Genomic DNA, 22,604 nt, shown 5'->3' with positions numbered 1-22,604 from the left:
GGCGCCCGCGACGCTCTGGCAGCGTGGCCGCATGACCAGGCGGACGGACGACGACGGCGTACGCGCCGGCACGCGCACCCCGCACCCCCTCCGGGAGCCGACCACCTGGGTCCCCGTCGTCGCCGTGGCCGTCCTCGCCCTCGGCTGGGGCCGCACCCCGCCCGGCCCGCTCGTCGCCGTCGTCGGACTCTGCCTCGCCGGCGCCGTCCTGTCGGCCGTCCACCACGCGGAGGTCGTCGCCCACCGGGTGGGCGAGCCGTTCGGCTCGCTCGTGCTCGCCGTCGCCGTGACGGTCATCGAGGTCGGCCTCATCGTCATGCTGATGGCGGGCGGCGGCGACAAGGCCGCCACCTACGCGCGGGACACCGTCTTCGCCGCCGTGATGATCACGTGCAACGGCATCGTCGGCCTGTCCCTGCTCGTCGCGACCTTCCGCCGCGGCCGCGTCGCCGTGTTCAACGCCGAGGGCTCCGGCGGGGCGCTCGCCACCGTGACCCTGCTCGCCACGACGACGCTGGTCCTGCCCACGTTCACCACCGGCCATCCCGGCCCGGAGTTCACCGGGGCGCAGCTGGTCTTCGCCGCGGTCGCCTCGCTCAGCCTGTACGGGCTGTTCGTCACGGTGCAGACGGTCCGTCACCGCGACTACTTCCTGCCCGTCACCACGGGCGGCGAGGCCGCCGACACCTCCTCCCACGCCCCGCCGCCCACCCGCACCGCCACGTGGTGGAGCCTGGGCCTGCTCCTCGTCGCCCTGGTCGCCGTGGTGGGCCTCGCCAAGCTCGTCTCGCCGACGATCGAGTCGGGCGTCGAGACCGCCGGCCTGCCCACGCCCGTCGTCGGCGTGGTCATCGCCCTGATGGTGCTGCTCCCGGAGACCCTGGCCGCGCTGCGCGCCGCGCGCGGTCACCGCGTCCAGACCAGCCTCAACCTGGCGTACGGCTCCGCGATCGCCAGCATCGGGCTGACCGTGCCGGCGATCGCGCTCGCCTCCGTGTGGCTGTCGGGGCCCCTCGTGCTGGGGCTGGGCGCCGTGCACCTGGTGCTGCTGGCGCTCACCGCCGTGGTGAGCGCCCTGACCGTGGTGCCGGGCCGCGCCACACTCCTGCAGAGCGGCGTCCACCTGGTGCTGTTCGCCGCGTTCGTGTTCCTCTCGTTCAGCCCCTGAAGGCCCCCCGGTCGGTCGGCGGTCAGTCGCGGACGTGGACCACCCGGAGCCGCGGGTCGCCGAGGATGTCCTCCTCGCAGAACCGGGCGGTCACCCACCGCTTCTCCGAGTACAGCAGCGTCTGGTCGGCGTGGTGCGGCGACAGCGGGTTCGACGACTGCCCGTACGCGAGCAGCGTCCGCGCCACCGGGCACCGGCCGTCGTCCCAGCCCACGGCCTGCACGTGGCTCGTCCCGTGCCGCACCTCGGTGTAGCCGCCGCCCGCCGCGTCCCAGACCGGCACCGTCATGTTCCACACGCCCAGCGCGGGGGCCCCGCCGTGCACCGGGATGCGCTGCCCGCCGCGCACCACGAACTGGTGCGCGCCCAGCGGCGCGTCCAGCGGGATCCCCGCCGCCCGCAGCTCCGCCACCGCCCCGCGCAGCGCCGTGGCGACACCGGGCGCCGAGGTGTTCGGGGCGCGCGGCGTCCCGACCGGATCGGACGCCGAGAACGGGACCTTCCAGCGGTCGGTCACCGGCACCTGGCGCAGCACCCTGTCCCAGAACCGGTCGAAGAGCAGCGCGCCCCGGCTGCCCGTGTCCGTCTTCCGGTCCCAGCCCCGCAGCGCCGCGCACGCCCGCGGGTCGTCCGGCAGCAGCACCGGGCAGGCCCGCACCACGTCGTCGGCCGTCAGGTCGCCGGCCGGGACCCGGTTCGCGAACTGCTGGCGCTGGAGGTCGGCCACGGTCAGCCCGCCCCGGCCCGCCATCGCCGCCACGTCCTCCAGAGCGCCCCGGGTCCGCAGCGACCGCTCCGTCCCGACGGTGCCGAACACCCGCTCGTACCCGGTCAGCGGCCGGTCGGCGTTGGTCAGCCAGGCGCTGTCGTTGGCGTTCACCGCGTACGGCGCGTCCCGGAGTACCGGCATCCGCGCCGGGCCCATGATGCCGGCCTGCACCGCGTCCGGGTCCGTGCCGAGGCCGCACCGCTCGCGCGACCCGTCGAGCACCGCCACCCCGGTTCTCGGGTACAGCACCCGGCCCAGCGGCGTCGAACACCGTCCGGCCAGCTCGTCCGTGATGCGCGGCAGCACCTGCGCCTGCGCGAACAGCGTGCCGCCGGCCCGGTCCGCGGCCACGGTGTTGACCCACGGCAGGCCCTGCGTACGGCGCAGCGCGTCCGCGACCTCGCGCGTCGAGCGGGCCTTGGCGAGGCCGAGCCCGGTGTCGGTGAGGCGGAGGTTCCCGGCGTTCGGGTCGTTGACCGCGTACGCGGTCGTGGGCGTCCACGGCAGCGATTCGCCGCCGAACGAGGTGACGACCGGCCCGTACCGGGTCCACCACTGAGTCCGTGTCACCGGTGGGCCGCCCGCGACCGGCACGGTCACGGTCCGCGGCGTCATCCGCCGGATCCGGCCGTCCACCAGGTAGGCGGTGGGGTCGCCCGGGGCGAGGGTCAGCTCGTGGAGGTTCAGAGGGACGCCGGTCGCCACCGTGTGGCTCCAGGCCACCTTGTCGGTGAAGCCGATCTGGACGAGCGGCGCGCCCAGCAGGGCGGCGCCCTGGACGTTCAGCTCGCCGGGGACGGTCTGCTGCGACTGCCAGAAACGGCCGCCGCCGTGCCAGGGGTAGTGCGGGTTGCCCAGCAGCAGACCGCGGCCGTTCGCGGTGGTGGCGCCGGAGAACGCGACGGCGTTGGAGGCCATCGGCGAGGTCTGCGGGTCGAACAGCTTCCGGACGGCCCGCGCCAGGGCCTCGGGGTCGGCCGCCGCGCCCGGCGGCGCGCCACCGGGCGGCTGATCGGCCGTGATGGCGTCCGCGACCCGCCCCTGGCCGCCCGTCAACGCCAGGGCGTGCGCACGGCGGGCCACGTCGAGCGCGCTCACCGGGCGCACCCAGGCGGCGCCCGCGCACGCCGGGTCCGTCACCCGGTTCTGCCGCAGCCAGGCGTTGTACCCCGCGGCCCAGCCCCGCATCAGCTCCTTCTGCTCGTGGCCGGGACCGCCCGGCGCCGGCCGGGCCAGCAGCCCCTCCACCGTATGCGCGTCCCGCACACCGCCGAAGTACAGGTCGCTGGAGAGGTTCGTGGTGGCCGACGACAACGACCCGTCCGGCGCCGCGTCCGCGCCGAGGTGGCGGGACCGCTCACCCCGTACGGTCAGGAACCCGTCCGCGAGGACGCACACCTGGTCGGCGGCCTGCGCCCAGCCGGTGCCGAACCCCAGACCGGCGTAGTCCTCCGCCACGATGTGCGGGATGCTGTACTCGGTGTACCGGATGGTCGCCGACAGGCCGCCCGCCGAGGGGCGCGAGGCCCCGGCCGACGACCTGGCCGACGGACCGGCCGCCGCGGCCGGAAGCGACGCGGCGGCCGCGGCGACCACGAGGACCGCGGCCGCCACCAGACGTCTCGGAGAGGTGCGGAAGAGCATGATTGCCTCCCAACAGGACTGGAAACGAAGCCAGTTGCTCCATGCACCCACTCCCGGCCGCGGCTGTCATCCCCCCGGGGAACGAGCGACGACCGGCCACGTGGGCCCCACCGCTCACCCCGCCCGCAGGTCCACGATCCGCTTGATCTTCCCCACCGACCGCTCCAGCGTCTCCGGGTCCACCACCTCCACGCCCACGCTCACCCCGATCCCGTCCTTGACGGCCGCGGCGACCTCCCGCGCCGCCTCCTCCCGCCGCCCCGCCCCGGCGTCGGCCCGCGCCTCGACCCGCACGGTCAGCGCGTCGAGCCGCCCCTCCCGCGTCAGCCGCAGCTGGAAGTGCGGCGCCAGGCCAGGTGTCCGCAGCACGATCTCCTCGATCTGCGTCGGGAACAGGTTCACCCCCCGCAGGATCACCATGTCGTCGCAGCGCCCCGTCACCTTCTCCATGCGCCGGAACGCCCGCGCCGTCCCCGGCAGCAGCCGCGTCAGGTCCCGCGTCCGGTACCGCACCACCGGCATCGCCTCCTTGGTGAGCGAGGTGAACACCAGCTCGCCCCGCTCCCCGTCCGGCAGCTCCTCGCCCGTCACCGGGTCGACGACCTCCGGGTAGAAGTGGTCCTCCCAGATGTGCAGCCCGTCCTTGGTCTCCACGCACTCCTGCGCCACACCGGGCCCGATGACCTCCGACAGGCCGTAGATGTCGACCGCGTCGATCGCGAACCGCTCCTCGATCTCCCGCCGCATCGCCTCCGTCCACGGCTCGGCCCCGAAGATGCCGGCCTTCAGCGACGTGGACCGCGGGTCGACGCCCTGCCGCTCGAACTCGTCGAGCAGCGTGAGCATGTACGAGGGCGTCACCATGATGATCTCGGGCCGGAAGTCCTGGATCAGCTGCACCTGGCGTGCCGTCATCCCGCCCGACGCGGGCACCACCGTGCAGCCCAGCCGCTCCGCCCCGTAGTGCGCCCCGAGCCCGCCCGTGAACAGGCCGTACCCGTACGCCACATGGACGATGTGGCCGGGCCTCCCGCCGGCCGCGCGGATCGACCGCGCCACCACGTCCGCCCACGTGTCCAGGTCCCGCTCCGTGTACCCCACGACGGTGGGCCGCCCCGTCGTCCCGCTGGACGCGTGGATCCGCCGCACCCGCGACCGGTCCACGGCGAACATCCCGAACGGGTACTGCTCCCGCAGATCCGCCTTCGCCGTGAACGGGAACCGCGCGAGGTCCGCGAGCGACCGGCAGTCCTCGGGCCGCGCCCCCGCCTCGTCGAAGGACCGCCGGTAGAACGGCACGTTGTCGTACGCGTGCCGCAGCGTCGCCCGCAGCCGCTGCAGCTGCAGCTCCGCCAGCTCGGCGCGGCCCAGCCGCTCCCCGGCGTCGAGCAGATCCGTCGTCATGTGCGCCTCTCCCGTCCCGCGGCAACCGGTCGACCGACCATTCGTTCAGGCCGTCGTCCGACCAGTTACCCGGGACGGGCCAGGGGAGGCAAGCCCCGCGCCGGAAAACCCGGGTGCGGGGAACGGTGTGCGGCTATGCGGTGGTGGTGCCGCCCTCCAGCAGGTCCTTCAGCCGCTGCTCGTTCTTCGGCATCTCCTTGCGGACCTGGGGGCGCACGACCAGCGGTACGAGCACCTTGCCCAGACCGTGGGACTCGAAGTCGAGGTCCAGGGTCAGGCGCGAGCGCCTGCCGCCCTCCAGCGGCTCGACCGTGCCGTGGACGTGGCCGCGGACCGGGCCGTCGATGCCGTCCACCCGCCAGCTCCTCGGCGGGTCGAACTCGGTGTACTCCATGGTCATCGGCATGGTGCGGCGCCCCACACGCCGGGTCACCGAGACGCGGGAGCCGACGCCCGGCGGCGCGTCGCCGACCAGGTGGGCCTCGACCGCGCTCCCCTGCCACTCGGGGATGTGCGAGGGGTCCGTGGCGTAGGCGAAGACCTCGTCGGGAGGCCGGTCGATCACGATGGATTCCTTGATGGCGGACATGGTGTCCCCCTTTGCAGGGTCCTTACCCACAGGGTCGCCCCGCCCGGGGCGCCGTGCAAGGGATCAGCCCGGGGGCGGTCCCCGGAAGCCGGCCGGGCCGTCCGCCGTACCCCCGCCGGCCGCCACCGCCCGCGCCCACCGGTAGTCGGCCTTGCCGCTCGGTGACCGGCGGATGCGGTCCGTGACGACCAGCTGCCGCGGCACCTTGTACCCGGCGAGCCGCACCCGGCAGTGCCCCTGCACCTCGCCCAGCGACAGCGGGGCCGCGCCCTCCCGCAGCTGCACCACCGCGGCCACCCGGTGCCCCCACACCGCGTCGGGCACGCCCGCGACCAGCGCGTCGTACACGTCGGGGTGCGCCTTCAGCGCCTGCTCGACCTCCTCCGGGTACACCTTCTCGCCGCCCGTGTTGATGCACTGCGAACCCCGGCCCAGCACGGTGACCACACCGTCCTCGTCGACCGTCGCCATGTCGCCGAGCAGCACCCACCGCTCGCCGTCCTTGCGGAAGAACGTCTCCGCGGTCTTCGCCGGGTCGTTGTAGTAGCCGAGCGGCACATGGCCCCGCTGGGCGAGCCGGCCCGGCTCGCCCACGGCGACCGGCGCGTGCGTGACGGGGTCCACGACGCGCGTCCGCGCGTTCACGCGCAGCCGGAAGCGGCTGCCCGCGCCCGCGTCGTCCGTGGCGGTCCCGTTGAACCCGGACTCCGACGAGCCGAAGTTGTTGAGCAGCGTCACGTGCGGGGCCAGCGCCGTGAACTCGGCGCGCACCGCGTCCGACAGGACGGCCCCGGACGACGACACGCTGAACAGCGAGGACAGGTCCGTCCCCTTCAGCGGCCCGTTCAGCGCGTCGATCAGCGGCCGCAGCATCGCGTCGCCGACCAGGGACACGCTCGTCACGCGTTCCCGTTCCACGGTCCGCAGCACCTCGCGCGGCGCGAACCCCCGGTGCAGCACGACCCGCTGCCCGAAGTGGAAGCCGATGAACGCGGTCAGCGTGGACGTGCCGTGCATCAGCGGGGGAGTGGGGAAGAAGGTGATCCCGTCGCCGCCCGCCGCGACCCGCTCGGCCAGCTCCTCGGGCCGCCCGACCGGCTCCCCGGTCGGCGCGCCGCCGCCGAGCCCCGCGAAGAACAGGTCCTCCTGCCGCCACATCACGCCCTTGGGCATCCCCGTCGTGCCGCCGGTGTAGATGATGAACAGGTCGTCCGCCGAGCGTGCCGGGAAGCCCCGCTCCGGCGACCCGGCCGCCTCCGCGTCCGTGAACGCCACGCAGTCCGGCTCCCGCACGCCGTCCGGTTGCGGTGTCCCCACCCGCACCAGGTGCCGCAGGCGCCCCGCCCGTGGCGCCGCCGCCGCGACCCGCGCCGAGAACTCCGCGTCGAAGACGAGACCCACGAGGTCCGCGTCCCGGTAGAGGTACGCCAGCTCGTCCTCGACGTACCGGTAGTTGACGTTCACCGGCACGATCCGCGCCTTCAGGCACCCCAGCACGGTCTGCAGGTACTCCACCCCGTTGTACAGGTGCAGCCCCACGTGCTCCCCGGGCCCGATCCCCGCGTCCAGCAGATGGTGGCCGACGCGGTTCGCCGCGGCGTCGAGCCGTGCGTACGTCAGCCGGCGTTCGGCCCCCGTCCCCGGGTGGTCGAGGTGGACCAGGGCCTCCCGGTCCGGCACCACGTCCACGACGGACTCGAACAGGTCGGCAAGGTTGTACTCCACCGCTCCTCCTCCACCCGCTGCGGCCGGTCCGGCGGACACCGGGCGGTCATTAGAGCGCCGCCGCGCACAACAGGGAAGGCCCGCCGCCAAAGAATCTGACTGGCAGTCAGAAAACTATTGAACTGCCACCCCGCCTCCTGCACCCTGTACCGGATCCGAGACGGGAGGCCCGAGATGACCCAGGACGACGGCGGCACCGAACACCTCACCGTACGGCGCCACGGCGCCACACTGATCCTCACCCTCAACAGGCCCGAGGCGAGGAACGCCCTCTCCCTCGCCATGCTCGTCGGCCTCCACGACGGCTGGCTCGCCGCCGACGCCGACGACTCCGTCCGCTCCGTCGTCCTCACCGGCGCCGGCGGCTGCTTCTGCTCCGGCATGGACCTCAAGTCCCTCGCCGGCGACGGCATGACGGGCGAGGAACACCGCGCCCGCCTCAAGGCCGACCCCGACCTGCACTGGAAGGCGATGCTCCGCCACCACCGCCCCCGCAAGCCCGTCATCGCGGCCGTCGAGGGCCCCTGCGTCGCCGGCGGCACCGAGATCCTCCAGGGCACCGACATCCGCGTCGCCGCCGAATCCGCCGTCTTCGGCCTCTTCGAGGTCCGCCGGGGGCTGTTCCCCATCGGCGGCTCCACCGTCCGCCTCCCGCGCCAGATCCCCCGCACCCACGCCCTGGAGATGCTGCTCACCGGCCGGCCCTACACGGCCGCCGAGGCCGCCAGCATCGGACTCGTCGGCCACGTCGTCCCCGACGGCACCGCCCTCGACGCGGCGCTCGCCATCGCCGAGCGGATCAACGCGTGCGGCCCGCTCGCCGTCGAGGCCGTCAAGGCGTCCGTGTACGAGACCGCCGGCATGACCGAGACCGAAGGCCTCGCCGCCGAACTCGCCCGGGGCCGGCCCGTCTTCGACACGGCCGACGCCAAGGAGGGCGCCCGCGCCTTCGCCGAGAAGCGACCGCCCGTCTACCGCAGGGCCTGACCCCAGGAGTGAGCACAGTGTCCGACGTCCTCAAGGCCCCGCTCGTCGTAGAGTTCCCCTTCACCCGCTCCCTCGGCCCCGTCCAGTCCGCCTTCCTCACCGGCCTGCGCGAGCGCACCGTCCTCGGCGTCCGGACCGGCGACGGCCGGATACTCGTCCCGCCCGTCGAGTACGACCCGCACACCGCCGAGGAACTGCGCGACCTCGTCGAGGTGGCCCCCACCGGCACCGTCACCACCTGGGCCTGGAACCCGGCCCCGCGCCCCGGCCAGCCCCTGGACACCCCCTTCGCCTGGGCCCTGGTGCGGCTCGACGGCGCCGACACGGCCCTCCTGCACGCGCTCGACGCGCCGGGACCCGACGCCGTCCGCACCGGCATGCGGGTACGGATCCGCTGGGCCGCCGAACGGACCGGCGCCATCACCGACATCGCCTGCCTCGAACCGTACGACGGCGAGGCCGCCCACGAAGTCCGCCCGCACGACGGCGTGTTCGGGAACCCCGTCACCGGCATCGTCGCCCCCGCCCGCCTCGACTACACGTACACCCCCGGCCGCGCCCAGAGCGCGTATCTGCGGGCCCTCGCCGAACGCCGCACCGTCGGCGAACGCTGCCCCTCCTGCGCCAAGGTGTACGTGCCGCCCCGCGGCGCCTGCCCCACCTGCGGCGTCGCCACCACCGACCGCGTCGAGGTCGGCCCCCGCGGCACGGTCACCACCTTCTGCGTCGTCAACATCAAGGCGAAGAACCTCGACATCGAGGTGCCCTACGTCTACGCCCACATCGCCCTCGACGGCGCCGGACTCGCCCTGCACGGCCGCATCGCCGGCATCCCGTACGACCAGGTCCGCATGGGCCTGCGCGTCGAACCCGTGTGGAGCGACGACGGCCGCCACCCCGACCACTACCAGCCCACCGGCGAACCCGACGCCGACTACGACACCTACAAGGAGCTGCTGTGACGGCGCACCGGGACGTCGCGATCGTCGCCTTCGCCCAGACCCGGCACCGGGCCCGCACGGAGGAGCTGTCCGAGGTCGAGATGCTCATGCCCGTGCTCCACGAGGTGCTGGCGCGGACCGGCCTGAAGACCTCCGACATCGGCTTCACCTGCTCCGGCTCCTCCGACTACCTCGCCGGCCGGCCCTTCTCCTTCACCATGGCCCTCGACGGCGTCGGCGCCTGGCCGCCCATCGCCGAGTCCCACGTCGAACAGGACGGCGCCTGGGCCCTGTACGAGGCATGGGTGAAGATCCTCACCGGCGAGGCCGACACCGCCCTCGTCTACGGGTACGGCAAGTCCTCGCCCGGCCCGCTGCGCGACGTCCTCACCCGCCAGCTCGACCCGTACTACCTCGCCCCGCTATGGCCCGACTCCGTCGCCCTCGCCGCCCTCCAGGCCCAGGCCCTCCTCGACGCGGGCGACACCGACGAGCGGGACCTCGCCGCGATCGCCGCCCGCAACCGCGACAACGCCACCGCCAACCCCTTCGCCCAGCTCCCCGGCGCCCGCCCGCAGGGCGACTACGTCGTCCGGCCGCTGCGCACCGGGGACTGCGCGCCCGTCGGCGACGGCGCCGCCGCCGTGATCCTCGCCGCCGGCGACACGGCCCGCGCGCTCTGCGACCGGCCCGCCTGGATCCGCGGCATGGACCACCGCGTCGAGCCGCACGCCCTCGGCGTGCGCGACCTCACGGACTCGCCCTCCACCCGGCTCGCCGCCACCCGCGCCGGAGCCTTCGACCGGCCCGTGGACACCGCCGAACTGCACGCGCCGTTCACCGCGCAGGAAGTCGTCCTGCGCAAGGCGCTGTCCCTCGGGGACGACGTGAGGATCAACCCCTCCGGCGGCCCCCTCGCCGCCAACCCCGTCATGGCCGCCGGCCTCATCCGCCTCGGCGAGGCCGCCGCCCGCATCCACCGCGGCGCCTCCGACCGGGCCCTCGCCCACGCCACCTCCGGCCCCTGCCTCCAGCAGAACCTGGTCGCCGTCCTCGAAGGAGAGCCCCGTGACCGGTGAGCCCGTCGCCGTCGTCGGCATCGGCCAGACCGAACACACCACCGCCCGCCGCGACGTCTCCCTCGCCGGACTCGTCCGCGAGGCCGCCCTGCGTGCCCTCACCGACGCCGCCCTCACCTGGGCCGACGTCGACGCCGTCGTCATCGGCAAGGCCCCCGACTTCTTCGAGGGCGTGATGATGCCCGAGCTCTACCTCGCCGACGCCCTCGGCGCCACCGGCAAACCCGTGCTGCGCGTCCACACCGCGGGCTCCGTCGGCGGCTCCACCGCCCTCGTCGCCGCCGGCCTCGTCGCGGCCCGCGTCCACGCCACCGTCCTCACGGTCGCCTTCGAGAAGCAGTCCGAGTCCAACGCCATGTGGGGCCTCTCCCTGCCCGTCCCCTTCCAGCAACCCCTCCTCGCCGGCGCCGGCGGCTTCTTCGCCCCGCACGTGCGCGCCTACATGCGCCGCACCGGCGCCCCCGGGACGATCGGCTCCCTCGTCGCGTACAAGGACCGCCGCAACGCCCTCAGGAACCCCTACGCCCACCTCCACGAGCACGACCTCACCCTGGAACAGGTCCAGGCGTCGCCGATGCTGTGGGACCCCATCCGCTACTCCGAGACCTGCCCCTCCTCCGACGGTGCCTGCGCCATGGTCCTCACCGGCCGCGCCGGGGCCGCCCGCGCCCCGCACCCCCCGGCCTGGGTGCACGGCGGCGCCATGCGCAGCGAACCGACCATGTTCGCCGGCAAGGACTACGTCTCCCCGCGCGCCGGCCGCGACTGCGCCGCCGCCGTCTACCGGCAGGCCGGCATCACCGACCCGCGCCGCGAGATCGACGCCGTCGAGATGTACGTCCCGTTCTCCTGGTACGAGCCGATGTGGCTGGAGAACCTGGGCTTCGCCGCCGAGGGCGAGGGCTGGAAGCTCACCGAGGCCGGCGTCACCGCCCTCGACGGCGACCTGCCCGTCAACCCGTCCGGCGGCGTGCTGTCCACCAACCCCATCGGCGCCTCCGGCATGCTCCGCTTCGCCGAAGCCGCCCTCCAGGTCCGCGGCCGCGCTGGCGACCACCAGGTGCCCGGCGCCCGCCGCGCCCTGGGACACGCCTACGGCGGCGGCGCCCAGTTCTTCGCGATGTGGCTGGTCGGAGCCGAGCCGCCCACCCGCTGAAGCCGTTCGCACCCTGTGCGCGACCGGTCGCCGTGGCTACGCTGAGCGCCGACGCCAACCGGCAACCGGGAGGAGCACCACCGTGGCCGAGACCTTCACCGCCCCGCAGCACCGCACCGAGCGGACGGAACCGGACCTCGACCTCAGCAAGGCGGAATGGCGGTCCGGCAGCCACGGCGTGGGCGACGTACAGATCGCCTTCGTCGAGGGGTTCATCGCCATGCGCAACGGCGCCAGCCCCGGCGGCCCCTCCGTCGTCTTCAGCCCCGCCGAGTGGCGCGCCTTCGTCCGCAACGCCCGCGAGGGCGAGTTCGACCTCACCTGAGGGCCCGCCCGCGCGCCCGGGTTACCGTAGCGGCCATGGCCGCCGCACCCCAGCCGCTCGCACCCGACCCCGCAGCCGATCTCGCGCTGCGCCTCGCGCTCACCATCCGCCACGACGGGCAGGGCGGCGTCGCCGACGACCTCGTCGACCCGGACGGCCTCACCCGCTGGGTCCACGCCCACGCCGCCGCCCTGCCGGCCGGTGAGCTGCCCTTCACCGCCGACGACGCCGCCCTCGCGGCCGTGAGGGACCTGCGGGCCGCCGTACGGGCCCTGTTCGCCCGCGCCGTGCCGGGCGAGCCCAGTCGCGCCGACGCCCGGCACCTGATGCCCGTGGAGGAGGCCCTGCGGCGGCTCAACGCGGCGGCGGCCGCCGTGCCCGTCGTACCGCACCTGACGTGGCCGCCCGGCGACGGGCCGGCGGCCGGACACCGCGCCGCCGCGGCCGGCGCCCCGGCGGCCGCCGCGCTCACCGCCGCGCTCGCGCACGCCGCCATCGCGTTCCTCGCCGGACCCGACCGGACCCGGCTGCGCGCCTGCCACGCCCCCCGTTGCGTGCGCTACTTCCTCAAGGACCACCCGCGCCAGGAGTGGTGCAGCCCCTCCTGCGGCAACCGCGCCCGCGTGGCCCGCCACCACGACCGCCACCGCCCCGGGGCCGGCACCTGAGGCGCGCCCCCGGGCCCTCGCCTAAGCTGGCGATCATGACCGGAGAACGTGATCTCACCCGGCTCGTCACCGGGATGCGCCCCGAGCTGGACCGCGCCCGCTACGTCTACTGCACCGTCGAGGCCCCCGCCGTCCCGCCCGGACTGCACCCGGTCGCCACGGTCGCCGAGTCCGAGGGCCTGACCCTCGTACTGCCCCAGGAGGAGGCGGACGCCGCGGGCCTGCCGTACACCTATGTGGCGGGCCGCATCACCCTGCGGATCCACTCCGCCCTCGACGCCGTCGGCCTCACCGCCGCCGTGGCGGGTGCCCTCGCCGACGCCGGCCTCAGCTGCAACGTCGTCGCCGGCTACCACCACGACCACCTCTTCGTCGAGTACGACCGGGCGCAGGACGCGCTGGCGGCCCTGCACCGCCTCGCCGTCGGCGCCTCCTGACCCCGGTCCCGCACGCGCGCCACCGCTGCCGCCCCCGCCGCCCCGGCCTGCGCCAACGACCGTCGCCCGAACCGGTGAACCGACCGGAGGACGCCCCTCCGCACGGCCTGCGGCGCCCCGCCCGGACGGCGCCCGGACAAGCACGCCCCGGACGCCGCCACGTGGCCCAGGACACGTACCATGGCCCCATGTCCTTCCTCCGCCGCCGCAGCCCCGCCACCCCCGCCGGCCCGGACTTCGACGTCCTGGCCATGGACCCGGGCGACTGGCCCGGAAACCTCGGCGCCGGCTTGCTGCCCGCCCCCGACGGCACCTGCCAGGGCGTCTTCCTGCGCTACGACCTGTTCGGCGGCCGCGGCCCCGCGATGATCATCGGCAATCTCCCGGAGGGCTCCCCGGCCCGCGAGCTGGCCGACGGCCAGATCCCCTTCGAGGTCGCCCAGCTCCTGGCGGCCCTGGACATGGACGAACCCGTCGAGGTCACCGAGGTCGAGGACGTCCCGGTCATGCAGGGCGACAACCTCCTCATCGTGCGCCGCCTCAAGCTCACCGAGGGCCGTATCTCCTGCGTCCAGTTCGACCGCAGCGACAACGTCCTGGTCACCATCGCCAGCTGGGACCGGCCGATCACGGACGACCTGTACGCGCTGCTCAAGCCCCTGCCCGCGGAACTCTTCCAGCAGGGCTGACCCGGTCATGGCAGCGACCGACGAGCCGACCGGCACCGTACGGGTGGACAGCTGGATCTGGGCGGTCCGGCTCACCAAGACCCGCTCCCAGGCCGCCACGGCCTGCCGCGCCGGTCACGTCCGCGTCAACGGCGACCGCGCCAAGCCCGCCCAGTCCGTCAAGCCCGGGGACGAGGTGCGCCTCTTCCACGCCGGCCGCGAGCGCGTCGTCGAGGTGAGGAGCCTGCTCGCCAAGCGGGTCGGCGCCCCCGTCGCCGCCGAGGCGTACGTCGACAAGAGCCCGCCCCCGCCGCCCCGCGAGCAGGTGGCGCTCGCCGGCGTCCGCGACCGCGGCGCCGGCCGGCCCACCAAGCGCGAACGCCGCGAACTGGACCAGCTCCGCGGCGCCCGCCGTTCCTAGAAGGCCCCGGCCTCCTTACGAGGCCAGCAGTGACGCCACGCGGGCCGCCGACGTCCCGAAGCCGGTCGGCCCGCCCAGCTGCCGCAGCGGCGCCGGCGTCGCGGCCCGGTGCCGCAGCAGCACCTCCTCCTGGTACCGCTCGCAGTCCCGGTGCCAGGTGTGGATCCCGGACATCCAGTTCTGGAGTTCCCGCACGTACCCGTCCAGCACCGCGCGCGTCTCGGCGTCGAGCCCGAAGTCCTCGTAGAGCACCGGGAACTCGTGCGCGGCGACGTGCTGGAACTGCCGCATCCGCGAGTTCATCAGATCACCGGTCATCGCCACCGCGGTCGGATAGTCGACGTCGAAGAAGTTCTGCACCACCAGGACGCAGTTGTGGACCTCGCCCTCGAACTCGATCTCCTTCTGGTACGAGTACAGGTCGTTCAGCAGGCACGCGTAGTCCACGGCCGCGTTCTCCAGCGACCGCACCGGACCGCTGCGGTAGATCTCCGGCGGCACCTTGTTGCCGTGCCCGATGCGGCACAGCGCCATCGTCATGTCGGCGCCGAACGTGGCGCGCCGCATCTCGATGTAGTCGACGGGGTCGGGGATCCGGTTCTGCGCCTGGTTCGCCAGCTCCCACTCCCAGCTGGCGATCATCACCTCCACGGCGTCCCGGAACGCCGACCGGTCGCGGTCGTTCATCGGACCGGCCGTCCGCAGCCACAGGTCCGCGAGCCCGCGCTCCAGGGCGTTGGCCGGCTCGGGAGAGGTCGCGGGGGAGACGTCCAGGGGCATGAACAGCGGCAGCCGCTCGTTCTGCGCCCGCGCCCCCGCCAGGTCGCGTGGCCCGCCGTACACGACGGGGTACAGGTCGTCGCCGTACGTGCCCCAGGCGAGCCACTGCGAGGCCAGGTCCAGTTGGTCCGCGTCCGCCTCGGGGTGCAGCCCGGCCGCGCACAGCGGCAGGTCGTACCCGGCGACCTTGCGCTCGTTCCAGACCCCCGAGGTCGGCATGCCCGGCTGGGCCTCCAGGATCCCCATGTCGCGGCACCACTCCACGCATCGGGTGCGGGCGCCCTCCAGGTGCGGGTTGAGCGTCACCTGGAACGGCATCTCGATGTGCGGCAGCAGCGACGGCCCGACGCGCTGGTGCGGCACGTGCGTGAAGCCGCGCCACCGGGCGGCCTCGGCGCGCGGGGTGAGCCGGACGGACGCGGCGGCCATGCCGAACGCGCCCTCGCCCGGGGCGGCGGTGTCGAGGGCGCCCTCGTTCATGTACCGGCTGGACCGCATGTGCCACTCGTGGCCGCCGGACTGCCAGTCCTGCAGGCCCTTCGCGTACGCGAGGACCGCTGCCGCGTCCTGCGGGGCCAGCCCCTGCTGCAGGCACAGCGCGGGCACCTCGGTGAGCGCCGTGTGCTCGAACTGCTGGAGCCGTGACGTCAGCAGGTCGTTGACCGCTTCGGCGGCCTCCTGCGTGGAGCAGTCGAGGAACCGCTCCAGGACCAGCACGCCGTTGCTGTTCTCGCCCTCGTCCTCCACCTCGCGCTGGTAGGAGAACAGGTCGTTGCGCAGGTGCACCGCGTCGGCGAACGTGTCGCGCAGCACCCGCAGCGGCCGCGAATCCGCCACCGACTCGGGCACCTCGGCCCCGGCCGCGTACTCGACGAGCCCCGCGGACCAAGGTGCGCCGCCGACCTTGCGGCGCATCTCGATGTACTCGACGGGGTTGGCGATCCGCCCCTCGTTGATGTTGGACAGCTCCCACATGGACTCGTTGAGGAGGTGCTCCGTGGCGACGGCGAACCGTTCCCGCCAGGCCTGCGACATGGACGGCACCGTCCGCATCCACAGGTCCGCGAGGCCGGCCTCCACCGGGTTGGTCGGCTCCGGAGTGCCCCGCGCCGGGTCCAGCGGCATGAACGCCGGCAGCCGGTCGAGGTAGGCCTTGCCGCCCTCGCGGTCCTGGGTGCGCTTGAAGACGTCCAGGAAGTGGTCGTCGAAGAAGAACACCCACACGTACCAGTCCGTCACCAGCGACAGCGCCTCGGCGTCGCAGTCGGGGTGGGTGTACGCGCACAGCAGGGCGTAGTCGTGGGAGTCGAGGTCGTGCTCCTCCCAGATCCCGGAACCCTCCAGCATGCCCATCCGGCGCGCCCACTCCTTGGTGTGCACGCGCGCGGCGTCCACATGGGGGTTGAGCCGTGCCGGATACGGCACGTAGAACTCCGGAAGTACGAACGGCTGTGCCATGCGTGTCCATGCCTTTCGATGAAGGTGGTCTACCGCGCGAGGCCCTACCCGTGACGGGAGAGACCCACGCTGACCCCTGATTAGTCATATGAACGCCGATGTCGAGAGTGCGTTCCGCGCACCGCGCCACCCCTGGCGCCGAACACCGCGATAGATCGCACCGGATGACGAACACACAGGTCGGCGGGGAAGCGGAGCACACCACCGCCCCTCGGGCCCCATCGTCACCCCCCGTCGCGCCCACCGCTCGCACCACCGCACCCCACCCCCGCAACGGCGTACGAGCGACCACCCGCCCAGGTGACCCGCCCGCCCCTCCGGCCCCGTCCGGGCCGCCGCACGCAGACGCGCCGTGTGCCCGGTGCGGGACCACCGGGCACACGGCGCGCCTTCTCTTCCGCGTACGGTCAGCGCGTGCCGACCGCCGCGCGCACGGCCCTCCGTGCCAGTGCGCAGTCGTCGTGCAGCCGCCGCAGCAACAGCCGCTGCTCCTCCCCGGGCGAGACCGCTCCGGGCTGGACCGGGATCGAGCCGGCCGGCGGCGCCTCTCGTATCGTGCGCTGCACGGCGGTCTCGTACGTCCGTATCTCCCGCGTCAGCACCAGCATCAGATTCACCAGGAACGCGTCCCGCGCGGCGGGCCCGGCCGCTTGGGCCAGCTGGCTGATCTGCTTGCGCGCCACCGGCGCGTCCCCGAGCACCGCCCACAGCGTCGCCAGGTCGTACCCGGGCAGGTACCAGCCCGCGTGCTCCCAGTCGACGAACACCGGACCGGCGGGCGACAGCAGCATGTTGGAGAGCAGCGCGTCACCGTGGCAGAACTGCCCCATGCCCTGCCTGCCCCCCGCGTGCGCCAGGCCGTGCAGCAGCTTCTGCAGGTCGTCCCGGTCGCGGTCGGTGAACAGGCCGAGCTCGTGGTAGCGCGAGATCCGCGACGGGTAGTCGAGCGGGGCGTCGAACGTCCCGGCCGGCGGCCGCCAGGAGTTGAGCCGGGCGACCGCGCCGAGCACGGCCCGGATGTCGGCCCTCGGCGGGGCCTCCGCCAGGTGGCGGCTCAACGCCGCCGGGCGGCCCGGCATCCGCTCGATCACCAGCGTGCAGTTGTCCGGGTCCGCGGCGATCAGCCGGGGCGCCCGCACCGGCGGGCGGTGCCGGACGAAGGTGCGGTACGCGGCGATCTCGTGCCGGAACCGCTCGGCCCACACGGGGGAGTGGTCCAGTAAACACTTGGCGACGGCGGTGGTGCGACCCGTCGTGCCGACCAGCAGGACGGAACGGCCGCTGCGCCGCATCACCTGCACCGGGTTGAACTCGGGGCAGATCCGGTGGACGGACGCGATGGCCTTCCGCAGCTGCGCTCCCTGCGGCCCGGACAGGTCGATTCTCCCGCTGAGCGGACCGGCCACCGTCCCCGCCCAGCGCCTGGCCCGGCCCGCCTGCGCGGGATCCAGATACGGTCCGCTGCCGACCGGTACGGAACGGGGCCGGGGCGGGGCGGACACGGAGGACGATGCTGTGTACATGGGCGAGACAGATCCCTTCGTGTGCCGACGACTGCGTACGCTGCCCCGTCCCGCCGCCGGTCCGACACCCTGGGGAATGAGGGCCGTCGCCGGGACGGGGTGGCGCGTTCCTACCTGACACCGAGGCGCGGGTGGCTAAACAGTTTGCGCACCCTGGCGAAGCCTGGCGAATAGTCGCCAGGCCTCTGACAGGCGGCTACTGTCAACTCAGCCGAGAACCTGGGGGCTTGACGTGACAGGACAACCCAACACCCGCCTCTCCGATCTGTTCGGCCTCGCCGGCTGGTCGAAAGGCGAACTCGCGCGGCTGGTGAACCGGCAGGCGGCGGCCATGGGCCACCCCCAGCTGGCGACCGACACCTCGCGGGTGCGGCGGTGGATCGACATGGGGGAGACGCCCCGCGATCCGGTGCCGAGAGTGCTGGCAGCCCTGTTCACCGAGCGACTCGGCCGTGTCGTGACCATCGAGGACCTCGGGTTCGTACGACAAGGGCGCGCCGGGAAACGGCGGGACGTCAGGAGCACCGACAACCCTGACGGGCTGCCCTGGGCGCCCGAGCGTACGGCCGCGGTCCTCACCGAATTCACGGGAATGGACCTCATGCTCAACCGACGCGGCTTGGTGGGCGCGGGTGCCGCGCTCGCCGCAGGCTCCGCCATCACCGGCGCCATGCGCGACTGGCTCCGCACCGACTCCCCCCACACCACCGACACCCCCCGCCGCTCCGACGTCCTGCACGCCGACTCCGCCGGGCTCGACCGCTACGAGGCCGCCCCCATCGGGTGGCAGGAGATCGAGGAACTCGAAACCTCCGTCGAAGTCTTCCGCCGCTGGGACGCCGCCCGGGGCGGCGGGCTCCAGCGCAAGGCCGTGGTCGGCCAGCTCAACGAGGTGGGCGGCATGCTCGCCTACCACCACCCCGAGCCCATCCAGCGGCGCCTGTGGGGCGTGGCCGCCAACCTGGCCGTCCTGGCCGGCTGGATGTCCCACGACGTGGGCCTGGAGCCCACGGCGCAGAAGTACTTCATCATCGCCGCCCACGCGGCCCGCGAGGGCGGCGACCGCCCCCGCGCCGCCGAGGCCCTGTCCCGCGCCGCTCGGCAGATGGTCCACCTGGGCCGGCCGGACGAGGCCCTGGACCTGATGAACCTCGCCAAGGCCGGCGCGGGCCACGAGATCCTCCCGCGCACCAAGGCGATGCTGCACACCATCGAGGCCTGGGCGCAGGCCGCCCTCGGCCGCGGCCAGGCCATGCGGCGCACCCTCGGCGAGGCGGAGGAGCTGTTCGTCTCGCACCGGGGCGACGTGCCGATGCCGGTGTGGATGCAGACCTTCAAGGACGAGGACCTGTACGGCATGGAGGCCCTGGCGTACCGCACGCTGGCCGAGCACGAGCCGAACGCCGCCAAGCAGGCCCAGTACTTCGCGCAGAAGGCCCTGGAGCTGCGGATCGACGGCCGGGAGCGCTCGAAGATCTTCGACCATCTCTCCATGGCCTCGGCGTGCTTCATCGCCGACGACCCCGAACAGGCCGACCGCTACGCCCGCCTGGCGCTCATGGCGATGACGGCCAACTCCTCGGAGCGCACCTGGGACCGGCTGCGCGAGATGTACCGGCTCACCGGCCAGTACGCGGGCTACTCGAAGATCGAGGACCTGCGCGAGGAGATCAAGCTGGCCATGCCGAAGCACCATGTGAAGAAACTGGCCCCGCGGACATCTAGCCGCGGGCCGCCCGCAGGCCCGACCGGCCCGCAGGCGGAGAAGAACCGGCATCCGGCCGCAGTGCCGGACGAGCCGGAGAACGACCGGACCGACAAGCAACAGACCGTGGAGGGAACGACCGAGGGCGGGCCGCAGGGTCAGCCCGCCCCTCCCTCACCGGCCGCCGACGGCGGACCGCACGGCCGTCGAGCGTGCCCCCACGCCCTCTCAAGCCCTCACGACAGGTCGCCGACCCGGGCGACCACCACACAGGCGTCGTCCGTCCGGGGCGACCCGCCGAACTCGTCGACCACCAGCCGCACACACTCCTGGGCGTCGCGCGCCCGCGCGAACGGCGCCGCGAGCTCCAGCAGCCTGTCCGCCCCCGAGACGTCCGAGCCCGGCGCGCCCGGGACCCGGGCGAGCCCGTCCGTGTGCAGGACCAGCAGGTCACCCGGGTGCAGCCGCACCTCGGCCTGCTCGTACGCCGCTCCCGAGGCCGTCGCGCCCAGGAGCACACCCTCGGGGCGCGTCAGCGCACACCCCGTCCCGCCGCGGAACAGCAGCGGGGCGGGGTGTCCTGCTTGCGCCCAGGTCAGCGTGCGGGTCGCGGGCGTGTAGCGGCAGCACACCGCGCTGCCGAGCGCCGTGTGCTCCGCCGAGTCCATCAGCTGGTTGAGATGGCCCATCAGCGGGCCCGGCCGGATGCCCGCCACGGCCAGTCCGCGCAGCGCGCCCAGCAGCATCGCCACGGACGAGGTGGCCGCCACCCCGTGGCCCGTCAGGTCGCCGACCGTCAGCAGCGTGTCGCCGTCCGGCAGTTCCAGCGCGTCGTACCAGTCGCCGCCGATCCGGTCGCTGCTGAGCGACGGCAGGTAGTGCCCCGCCAGGTCCAGCGCGCCCGGCCCGTCGTGCGAGAAGCGCAGCGGACCGCGCCACGGCGGCAGCACCGTCTCCTGCAGCTCCACCGCCACCCGGTGCTCCGTCTGCTCGACGGCCTGCCGGCGGCGCAGCGAGTCACCGGACTCGCGCACCGCGCGCTCGCTCCGGCGCAGTTCGCTGACGTCGCGTAACACGGCCCACATGGACGCCGTGCAGCCGTCGGCGTCGAGTACCGGCTCGCCCACCATGTGCACGGTCCGCACGCGTCCGTCGGCGCGGACGATCCGGAACTCGCCGTCGATCGGCTTGCCGTCGATCAGACAGCCCGTCACCAGCGCCGTCAGCCGGGGCTGGTCCTCCGGGAACACCATCGAGGGCAGCTCGTCCAGGGACATCCCGCCGGCCTCCGGGGGCCGGCCGAAGATCCGGAACAGCTCGTCGGACCAACTGACCTCGTCATTGAGGAGGTTCCACTCGGCCCTGCCGATCCGGTGCAGCAGCGAACCGGTCGCCTGCTCGTCGGAGGGCCGCCCGTCCTCCTGCGTGGCGTGCTCCTCACCGGCCCCGGCGCCGGCCTCCGTCGGCGCGGATGCGTCCGGCACGCCGTCGCGCAGCTGCCCCAACTGGGCGCCCAGGTCGTCGAGCTGATGCACCGCGAGGTCGCACAGGGCGCGCTGCCAGCGGCCCTGCGGGTCGTCCTCGTCGCCCCCGGCGTCGCGGCGTACGGCGTCCACCTCTCCGCGCAAACGGCGGGTCTGCGTGATGAGGGCGTCCACAGCGCCGCGCTCGGGCGGCTGCTGGCTGGGACGGTCCGCGAACAGATGGGGCGGCATGTCGTACTCCGATACAGGCGCGGCGGCCAGGGCCTGACTGCAAGGACCGGTATACGACTGTTGCACAGGTGGAGACACCTCGTAAGGGATTTGGCAACACTCGATACGGTGGTGCTTCTGGCATATGCCAAGGGCCGATCGGGTTCCGGTCAGGCTGGCCGGAACCCGACGATCCGGCGGCTCCATACCCACCCTTCGCCCCTCAATGCGCAGGTACCGACCCGCACACCGGTTCATGGCGCACCCGTGCGGGAACGTGCGGGCATCCCGTCCCCAACCGGGGTGAATATGCCCTGGCAATGTTGACGCGGAGGGCGCCGGGGGTACCCGGACCGCCCCGGCACGTCCGGGGCAACGCGTCACCGAGCCGCCGGAGGTCAGGAGCCGTGAACAGCCAACCGGGCAGGAGAGTCGTCGTCACCGGAGCCACGGGCAACGTCGGCACCAGCGTCGTGGAGGCCCTCGCCGCCGACCCGGACGTCGACGCCGTGGTCGGCCTCGCCCGCCGCCGGCCCCGCTGGTCGCCGCCCAGGACGACCTGGGTGACCGCCGACGTCGAGAAGGACAGCGACCGCACCATGACCGGGCACTTCGAGGGCGCCTCCGCCGTGGTGCACCTGGCCTGGGCGTTCCAGCCCACCCACGACCCGCTCGCCACCTGGCGCACCAACGTGCTGGGCACCCTGCGGGTGCTGCGCGCGGTCGCCGAGGCCGGCGTCCCCGCCCTGGTGTACGCCTCCTCGGTCGGCGCCTACTCGCCCGGCCCCAAGGACCGCGGCGTCGACGAGTCCTGGCCCACCCACGGCTGGCCCGAAGCCGCGTACTGCCGCGAGAAGGCCTACATCGAACGCGTCCTGGACGGCTTCGAGCCGCGCCACCCCGGGGTCCGGGTGGTCCGTATGCGGACGGCCTTCATGTTCAAGGAGACCTCCGCCAGCGAGCAGCGCCGCATCTTCGCCGGGCGCTTCGTCCCCGGCCCCCTCGCCAACCCCGCGCTGATCCCGCTCGTCCCCGACATGGAGGGGCTGCGCTTCCAGGCCCTGCACACCGACGACGCCGCCGAGGCCTACCGCCTCGCCGTGCTCGGCGACGCCCGCGGCGCCTTCAACCTGGCCGCCGACCCGCCGCTCGGCGCGCGGGAGCTGTCCGACCTGCTCGACGCGCGCGTGGTGCGCCTGCCCCGCCGGGCCGCCCGCGCCGCCGTCGCCACGGGGTGGCGGCTGCACGCGGTGCCCTCGTCGCCGTACCTCTTCGACGCCTTCCTTCGGCTGCCCCTGATGGACTGCTCCCGGGCCCGCACCGAGCTGGGCTGGGAGCCCCGCCGGTCCGGGCAGGAAGCCCTGCGGGAGCTGCTGCGCGGCATGCGGGAGGGGGCCGGGATGGAGACCGCGCCGATGCACGGCGCCAAGGCGAGCTGACGCCGGCCGAAGACGCGCGGGTCG

At 74.0% G+C, this 22,604-nt stretch carries 18 protein-coding genes and 1 pseudogene; 12 read left to right on the top strand and 7 right to left on the bottom strand.

Annotated elements, in window-relative coordinates; all coding sequences use genetic code 11:
- Positions 1-31 precede the first annotated feature (31 nt).
- Positions 32-1,168, top strand: a complete 1,137-nt coding sequence (locus tag ABEB09_RS01635) for a calcium:cation antiporter (RefSeq protein WP_345686315.1) — start codon at positions 32-34, stop codon at positions 1,166-1,168.
- 22 nt (positions 1,169-1,190) lie between these two features.
- Here the strand turns inward: ABEB09_RS01635 and ABEB09_RS01630 are convergent, their stop codons facing one another.
- The 4 genes from ABEB09_RS01630 to ABEB09_RS01615 all read right to left on the bottom strand — a co-directional run bounded on the left by ABEB09_RS01630 (position 1,191) and on the right by ABEB09_RS01615 (position 7,299).
- Complete coding sequence (locus ABEB09_RS01630) at positions 1,191-3,581, bottom strand: penicillin acylase family protein (protein WP_345686313.1); 2,391 nt, start codon at positions 3,579-3,581, stop codon at positions 1,191-1,193.
- Positions 3,582-3,695: 114 nt separating this feature from the next.
- Positions 3,696-4,985, bottom strand: a complete 1,290-nt coding sequence (gene paaK, locus ABEB09_RS01625; RefSeq protein WP_345686311.1) for a phenylacetate--CoA ligase PaaK — start codon at positions 4,983-4,985, stop codon at positions 3,696-3,698.
- Positions 4,986-5,118: 133 nt separating this feature from the next.
- Positions 5,119-5,574 (bottom strand): SRPBCC family protein, encoded by a 456-nt coding sequence (locus ABEB09_RS01620; protein ID WP_345686309.1) that lies wholly within the window; start codon positions 5,572-5,574, stop codon positions 5,119-5,121.
- A gap of 63 nt (positions 5,575-5,637) precedes the next feature.
- Positions 5,638-7,299, bottom strand: coding sequence for an acyl-CoA synthetase (locus ABEB09_RS01615; RefSeq protein WP_345686308.1), 1,662 nt, complete (start codon positions 7,297-7,299; stop codon positions 5,638-5,640).
- A gap of 174 nt (positions 7,300-7,473) precedes the next feature.
- Here ABEB09_RS01615 and ABEB09_RS01610 point away from each other — a divergent pair, with 174 nt between their 5' ends.
- The 9 genes from ABEB09_RS01610 to ABEB09_RS01570 all read left to right on the top strand — a co-directional run bounded on the left by ABEB09_RS01610 (position 7,474) and on the right by ABEB09_RS01570 (position 13,981).
- Positions 7,474-8,286, top strand: a complete 813-nt coding sequence (locus tag ABEB09_RS01610) for a crotonase/enoyl-CoA hydratase family protein (protein ID WP_345686306.1) — start codon at positions 7,474-7,476, stop codon at positions 8,284-8,286.
- Positions 8,287-8,303: 17 nt separating this feature from the next.
- Positions 8,304-9,248 carry a Zn-ribbon domain-containing OB-fold protein gene (locus ABEB09_RS01605; RefSeq protein ID WP_345686304.1) on the top strand — a complete coding sequence of 315 codons (945 nt, stop codon included), beginning with the start codon at positions 8,304-8,306 and terminating at the stop codon, positions 9,246-9,248.
- Complete coding sequence (locus ABEB09_RS01600; protein ID WP_345686302.1) at positions 9,245-10,306, top strand: thiolase domain-containing protein; 1,062 nt, start codon at positions 9,245-9,247, stop codon at positions 10,304-10,306. Before ABEB09_RS01605 ends, ABEB09_RS01600 begins: the two co-directional genes overlap by 4 nt.
- Entirely contained in the window at positions 10,296-11,462 is a 1,167-nt protein-coding gene (locus tag ABEB09_RS01595; RefSeq protein WP_345686300.1) for a thiolase domain-containing protein, read from the top strand. Before ABEB09_RS01600 ends, ABEB09_RS01595 begins: the two co-directional genes overlap by 11 nt.
- A gap of 82 nt (positions 11,463-11,544) precedes the next feature.
- Positions 11,545-11,787: a DUF397 domain-containing protein gene (locus tag ABEB09_RS01590; RefSeq protein WP_345686299.1), complete on the top strand. Its 243-nt coding sequence runs from the start codon at positions 11,545-11,547 to the stop codon at positions 11,785-11,787.
- Positions 11,788-11,822: 35 nt separating this feature from the next.
- Positions 11,823-12,455, top strand: a complete 633-nt coding sequence (locus ABEB09_RS01585) for an ABATE domain-containing protein (protein WP_345686298.1) — start codon at positions 11,823-11,825, stop codon at positions 12,453-12,455.
- Between the two features lie 35 nt (positions 12,456-12,490).
- Positions 12,491-12,892 (top strand): ACT domain-containing protein, encoded by a 402-nt coding sequence (locus ABEB09_RS01580; protein ID WP_345686297.1) that lies wholly within the window; start codon positions 12,491-12,493, stop codon positions 12,890-12,892.
- Positions 12,893-13,080: 188 nt separating this feature from the next.
- Positions 13,081-13,581, top strand: coding sequence for a hypothetical protein (locus tag ABEB09_RS01575; protein WP_345686295.1), 501 nt, complete (start codon positions 13,081-13,083; stop codon positions 13,579-13,581).
- 7 nt (positions 13,582-13,588) lie between these two features.
- Complete coding sequence (locus ABEB09_RS01570; RefSeq protein ID WP_345686293.1) at positions 13,589-13,981, top strand: RNA-binding S4 domain-containing protein; 393 nt, start codon at positions 13,589-13,591, stop codon at positions 13,979-13,981.
- Between the two features lie 15 nt (positions 13,982-13,996).
- On the opposite strand, the gene ABEB09_RS01565 is transcribed toward ABEB09_RS01570, so the two are convergent.
- Entirely contained in the window at positions 13,997-16,219 is a 2,223-nt protein-coding gene (locus tag ABEB09_RS01565; RefSeq protein WP_345686291.1) for a terpene synthase family protein, read from the bottom strand.
- Positions 16,220-16,626: 407 nt separating this feature from the next.
- The gene (locus ABEB09_RS01560; protein WP_345686289.1) at positions 16,627-17,742 is read right to left on the bottom strand and encodes an aminoglycoside phosphotransferase family protein; all 1,116 of its coding nucleotides are present in this window, start codon (positions 17,740-17,742) and stop codon (positions 16,627-16,629) included.
- Positions 17,743-17,974: 232 nt separating this feature from the next.
- Here ABEB09_RS01560 and ABEB09_RS01555 point away from each other — a divergent pair.
- Positions 17,975-19,468: pseudogene (locus ABEB09_RS01555) on the top strand (DNA-binding protein NsdB); the annotation flags it as partial.
- 215 nt (positions 19,469-19,683) lie between these two features.
- Here ABEB09_RS01555 and ABEB09_RS01550 read toward each other — a convergent pair.
- Complete coding sequence (locus tag ABEB09_RS01550; RefSeq protein WP_345686287.1) at positions 19,684-21,162, bottom strand: PP2C family protein-serine/threonine phosphatase; 1,479 nt, start codon at positions 21,160-21,162, stop codon at positions 19,684-19,686.
- A gap of 386 nt (positions 21,163-21,548) precedes the next feature.
- On the opposite strand from ABEB09_RS01550, the gene ABEB09_RS01545 reads away from it, so the two are divergent.
- Complete coding sequence (locus ABEB09_RS01545) at positions 21,549-22,580, top strand: NAD-dependent epimerase/dehydratase family protein (protein WP_345686285.1); 1,032 nt, start codon at positions 21,549-21,551, stop codon at positions 22,578-22,580.
- Positions 22,581-22,604: the final 24 nt, after the last annotated feature.

Source organism: Streptomyces coeruleoprunus (genome assembly GCF_039542925.1).
Lineage (GTDB): Bacteria > Actinomycetota > Actinomycetes > Streptomycetales > Streptomycetaceae > Streptomyces > Streptomyces coeruleoprunus.
This window is presented reverse-complemented; position numbering and strand designations above follow the sequence as displayed.

What these genes read in the sequence shown, in the direction of transcription:
- ABEB09_RS01635 (WP_345686315.1), top strand. Translation starts at nt 32, where the DNA reads ATGACCAGGCGGACGGACGACGACGGCGTACGCGCCGGCACGCGCACC.
- ABEB09_RS01630 (WP_345686313.1), bottom strand. Translation starts at nt 3,581, where the DNA reads ATGCTCTTCCGCACCTCTCCGAGACGTCTGGTGGCGGCCGCGGTCCTC.
- paaK (WP_345686311.1), bottom strand. Translation starts at nt 4,985, where the DNA reads ATGACGACGGATCTGCTCGACGCCGGGGAGCGGCTGGGCCGCGCCGAG.
- ABEB09_RS01620 (WP_345686309.1), bottom strand. Translation starts at nt 5,574, where the DNA reads ATGTCCGCCATCAAGGAATCCATCGTGATCGACCGGCCTCCCGACGAG.
- ABEB09_RS01610 (WP_345686306.1), top strand. Translation starts at nt 7,474, where the DNA reads ATGACCCAGGACGACGGCGGCACCGAACACCTCACCGTACGGCGCCAC.
- ABEB09_RS01585 (WP_345686298.1), top strand. Translation starts at nt 11,823, where the DNA reads ATGGCCGCCGCACCCCAGCCGCTCGCACCCGACCCCGCAGCCGATCTC.
- ABEB09_RS01580 (WP_345686297.1), top strand. Translation starts at nt 12,491, where the DNA reads ATGACCGGAGAACGTGATCTCACCCGGCTCGTCACCGGGATGCGCCCC.
- ABEB09_RS01575 (WP_345686295.1), top strand. Translation starts at nt 13,081, where the DNA reads ATGTCCTTCCTCCGCCGCCGCAGCCCCGCCACCCCCGCCGGCCCGGAC.
- ABEB09_RS01570 (WP_345686293.1), top strand. Translation starts at nt 13,589, where the DNA reads ATGGCAGCGACCGACGAGCCGACCGGCACCGTACGGGTGGACAGCTGG.
- ABEB09_RS01565 (WP_345686291.1), bottom strand. Translation starts at nt 16,219, where the DNA reads ATGGCACAGCCGTTCGTACTTCCGGAGTTCTACGTGCCGTATCCGGCA.
- ABEB09_RS01560 (WP_345686289.1), bottom strand. Translation starts at nt 17,742, where the DNA reads ATGTACACAGCATCGTCCTCCGTGTCCGCCCCGCCCCGGCCCCGTTCC.
- ABEB09_RS01550 (WP_345686287.1), bottom strand. Translation starts at nt 21,162, where the DNA reads ATGCCGCCCCATCTGTTCGCGGACCGTCCCAGCCAGCAGCCGCCCGAG.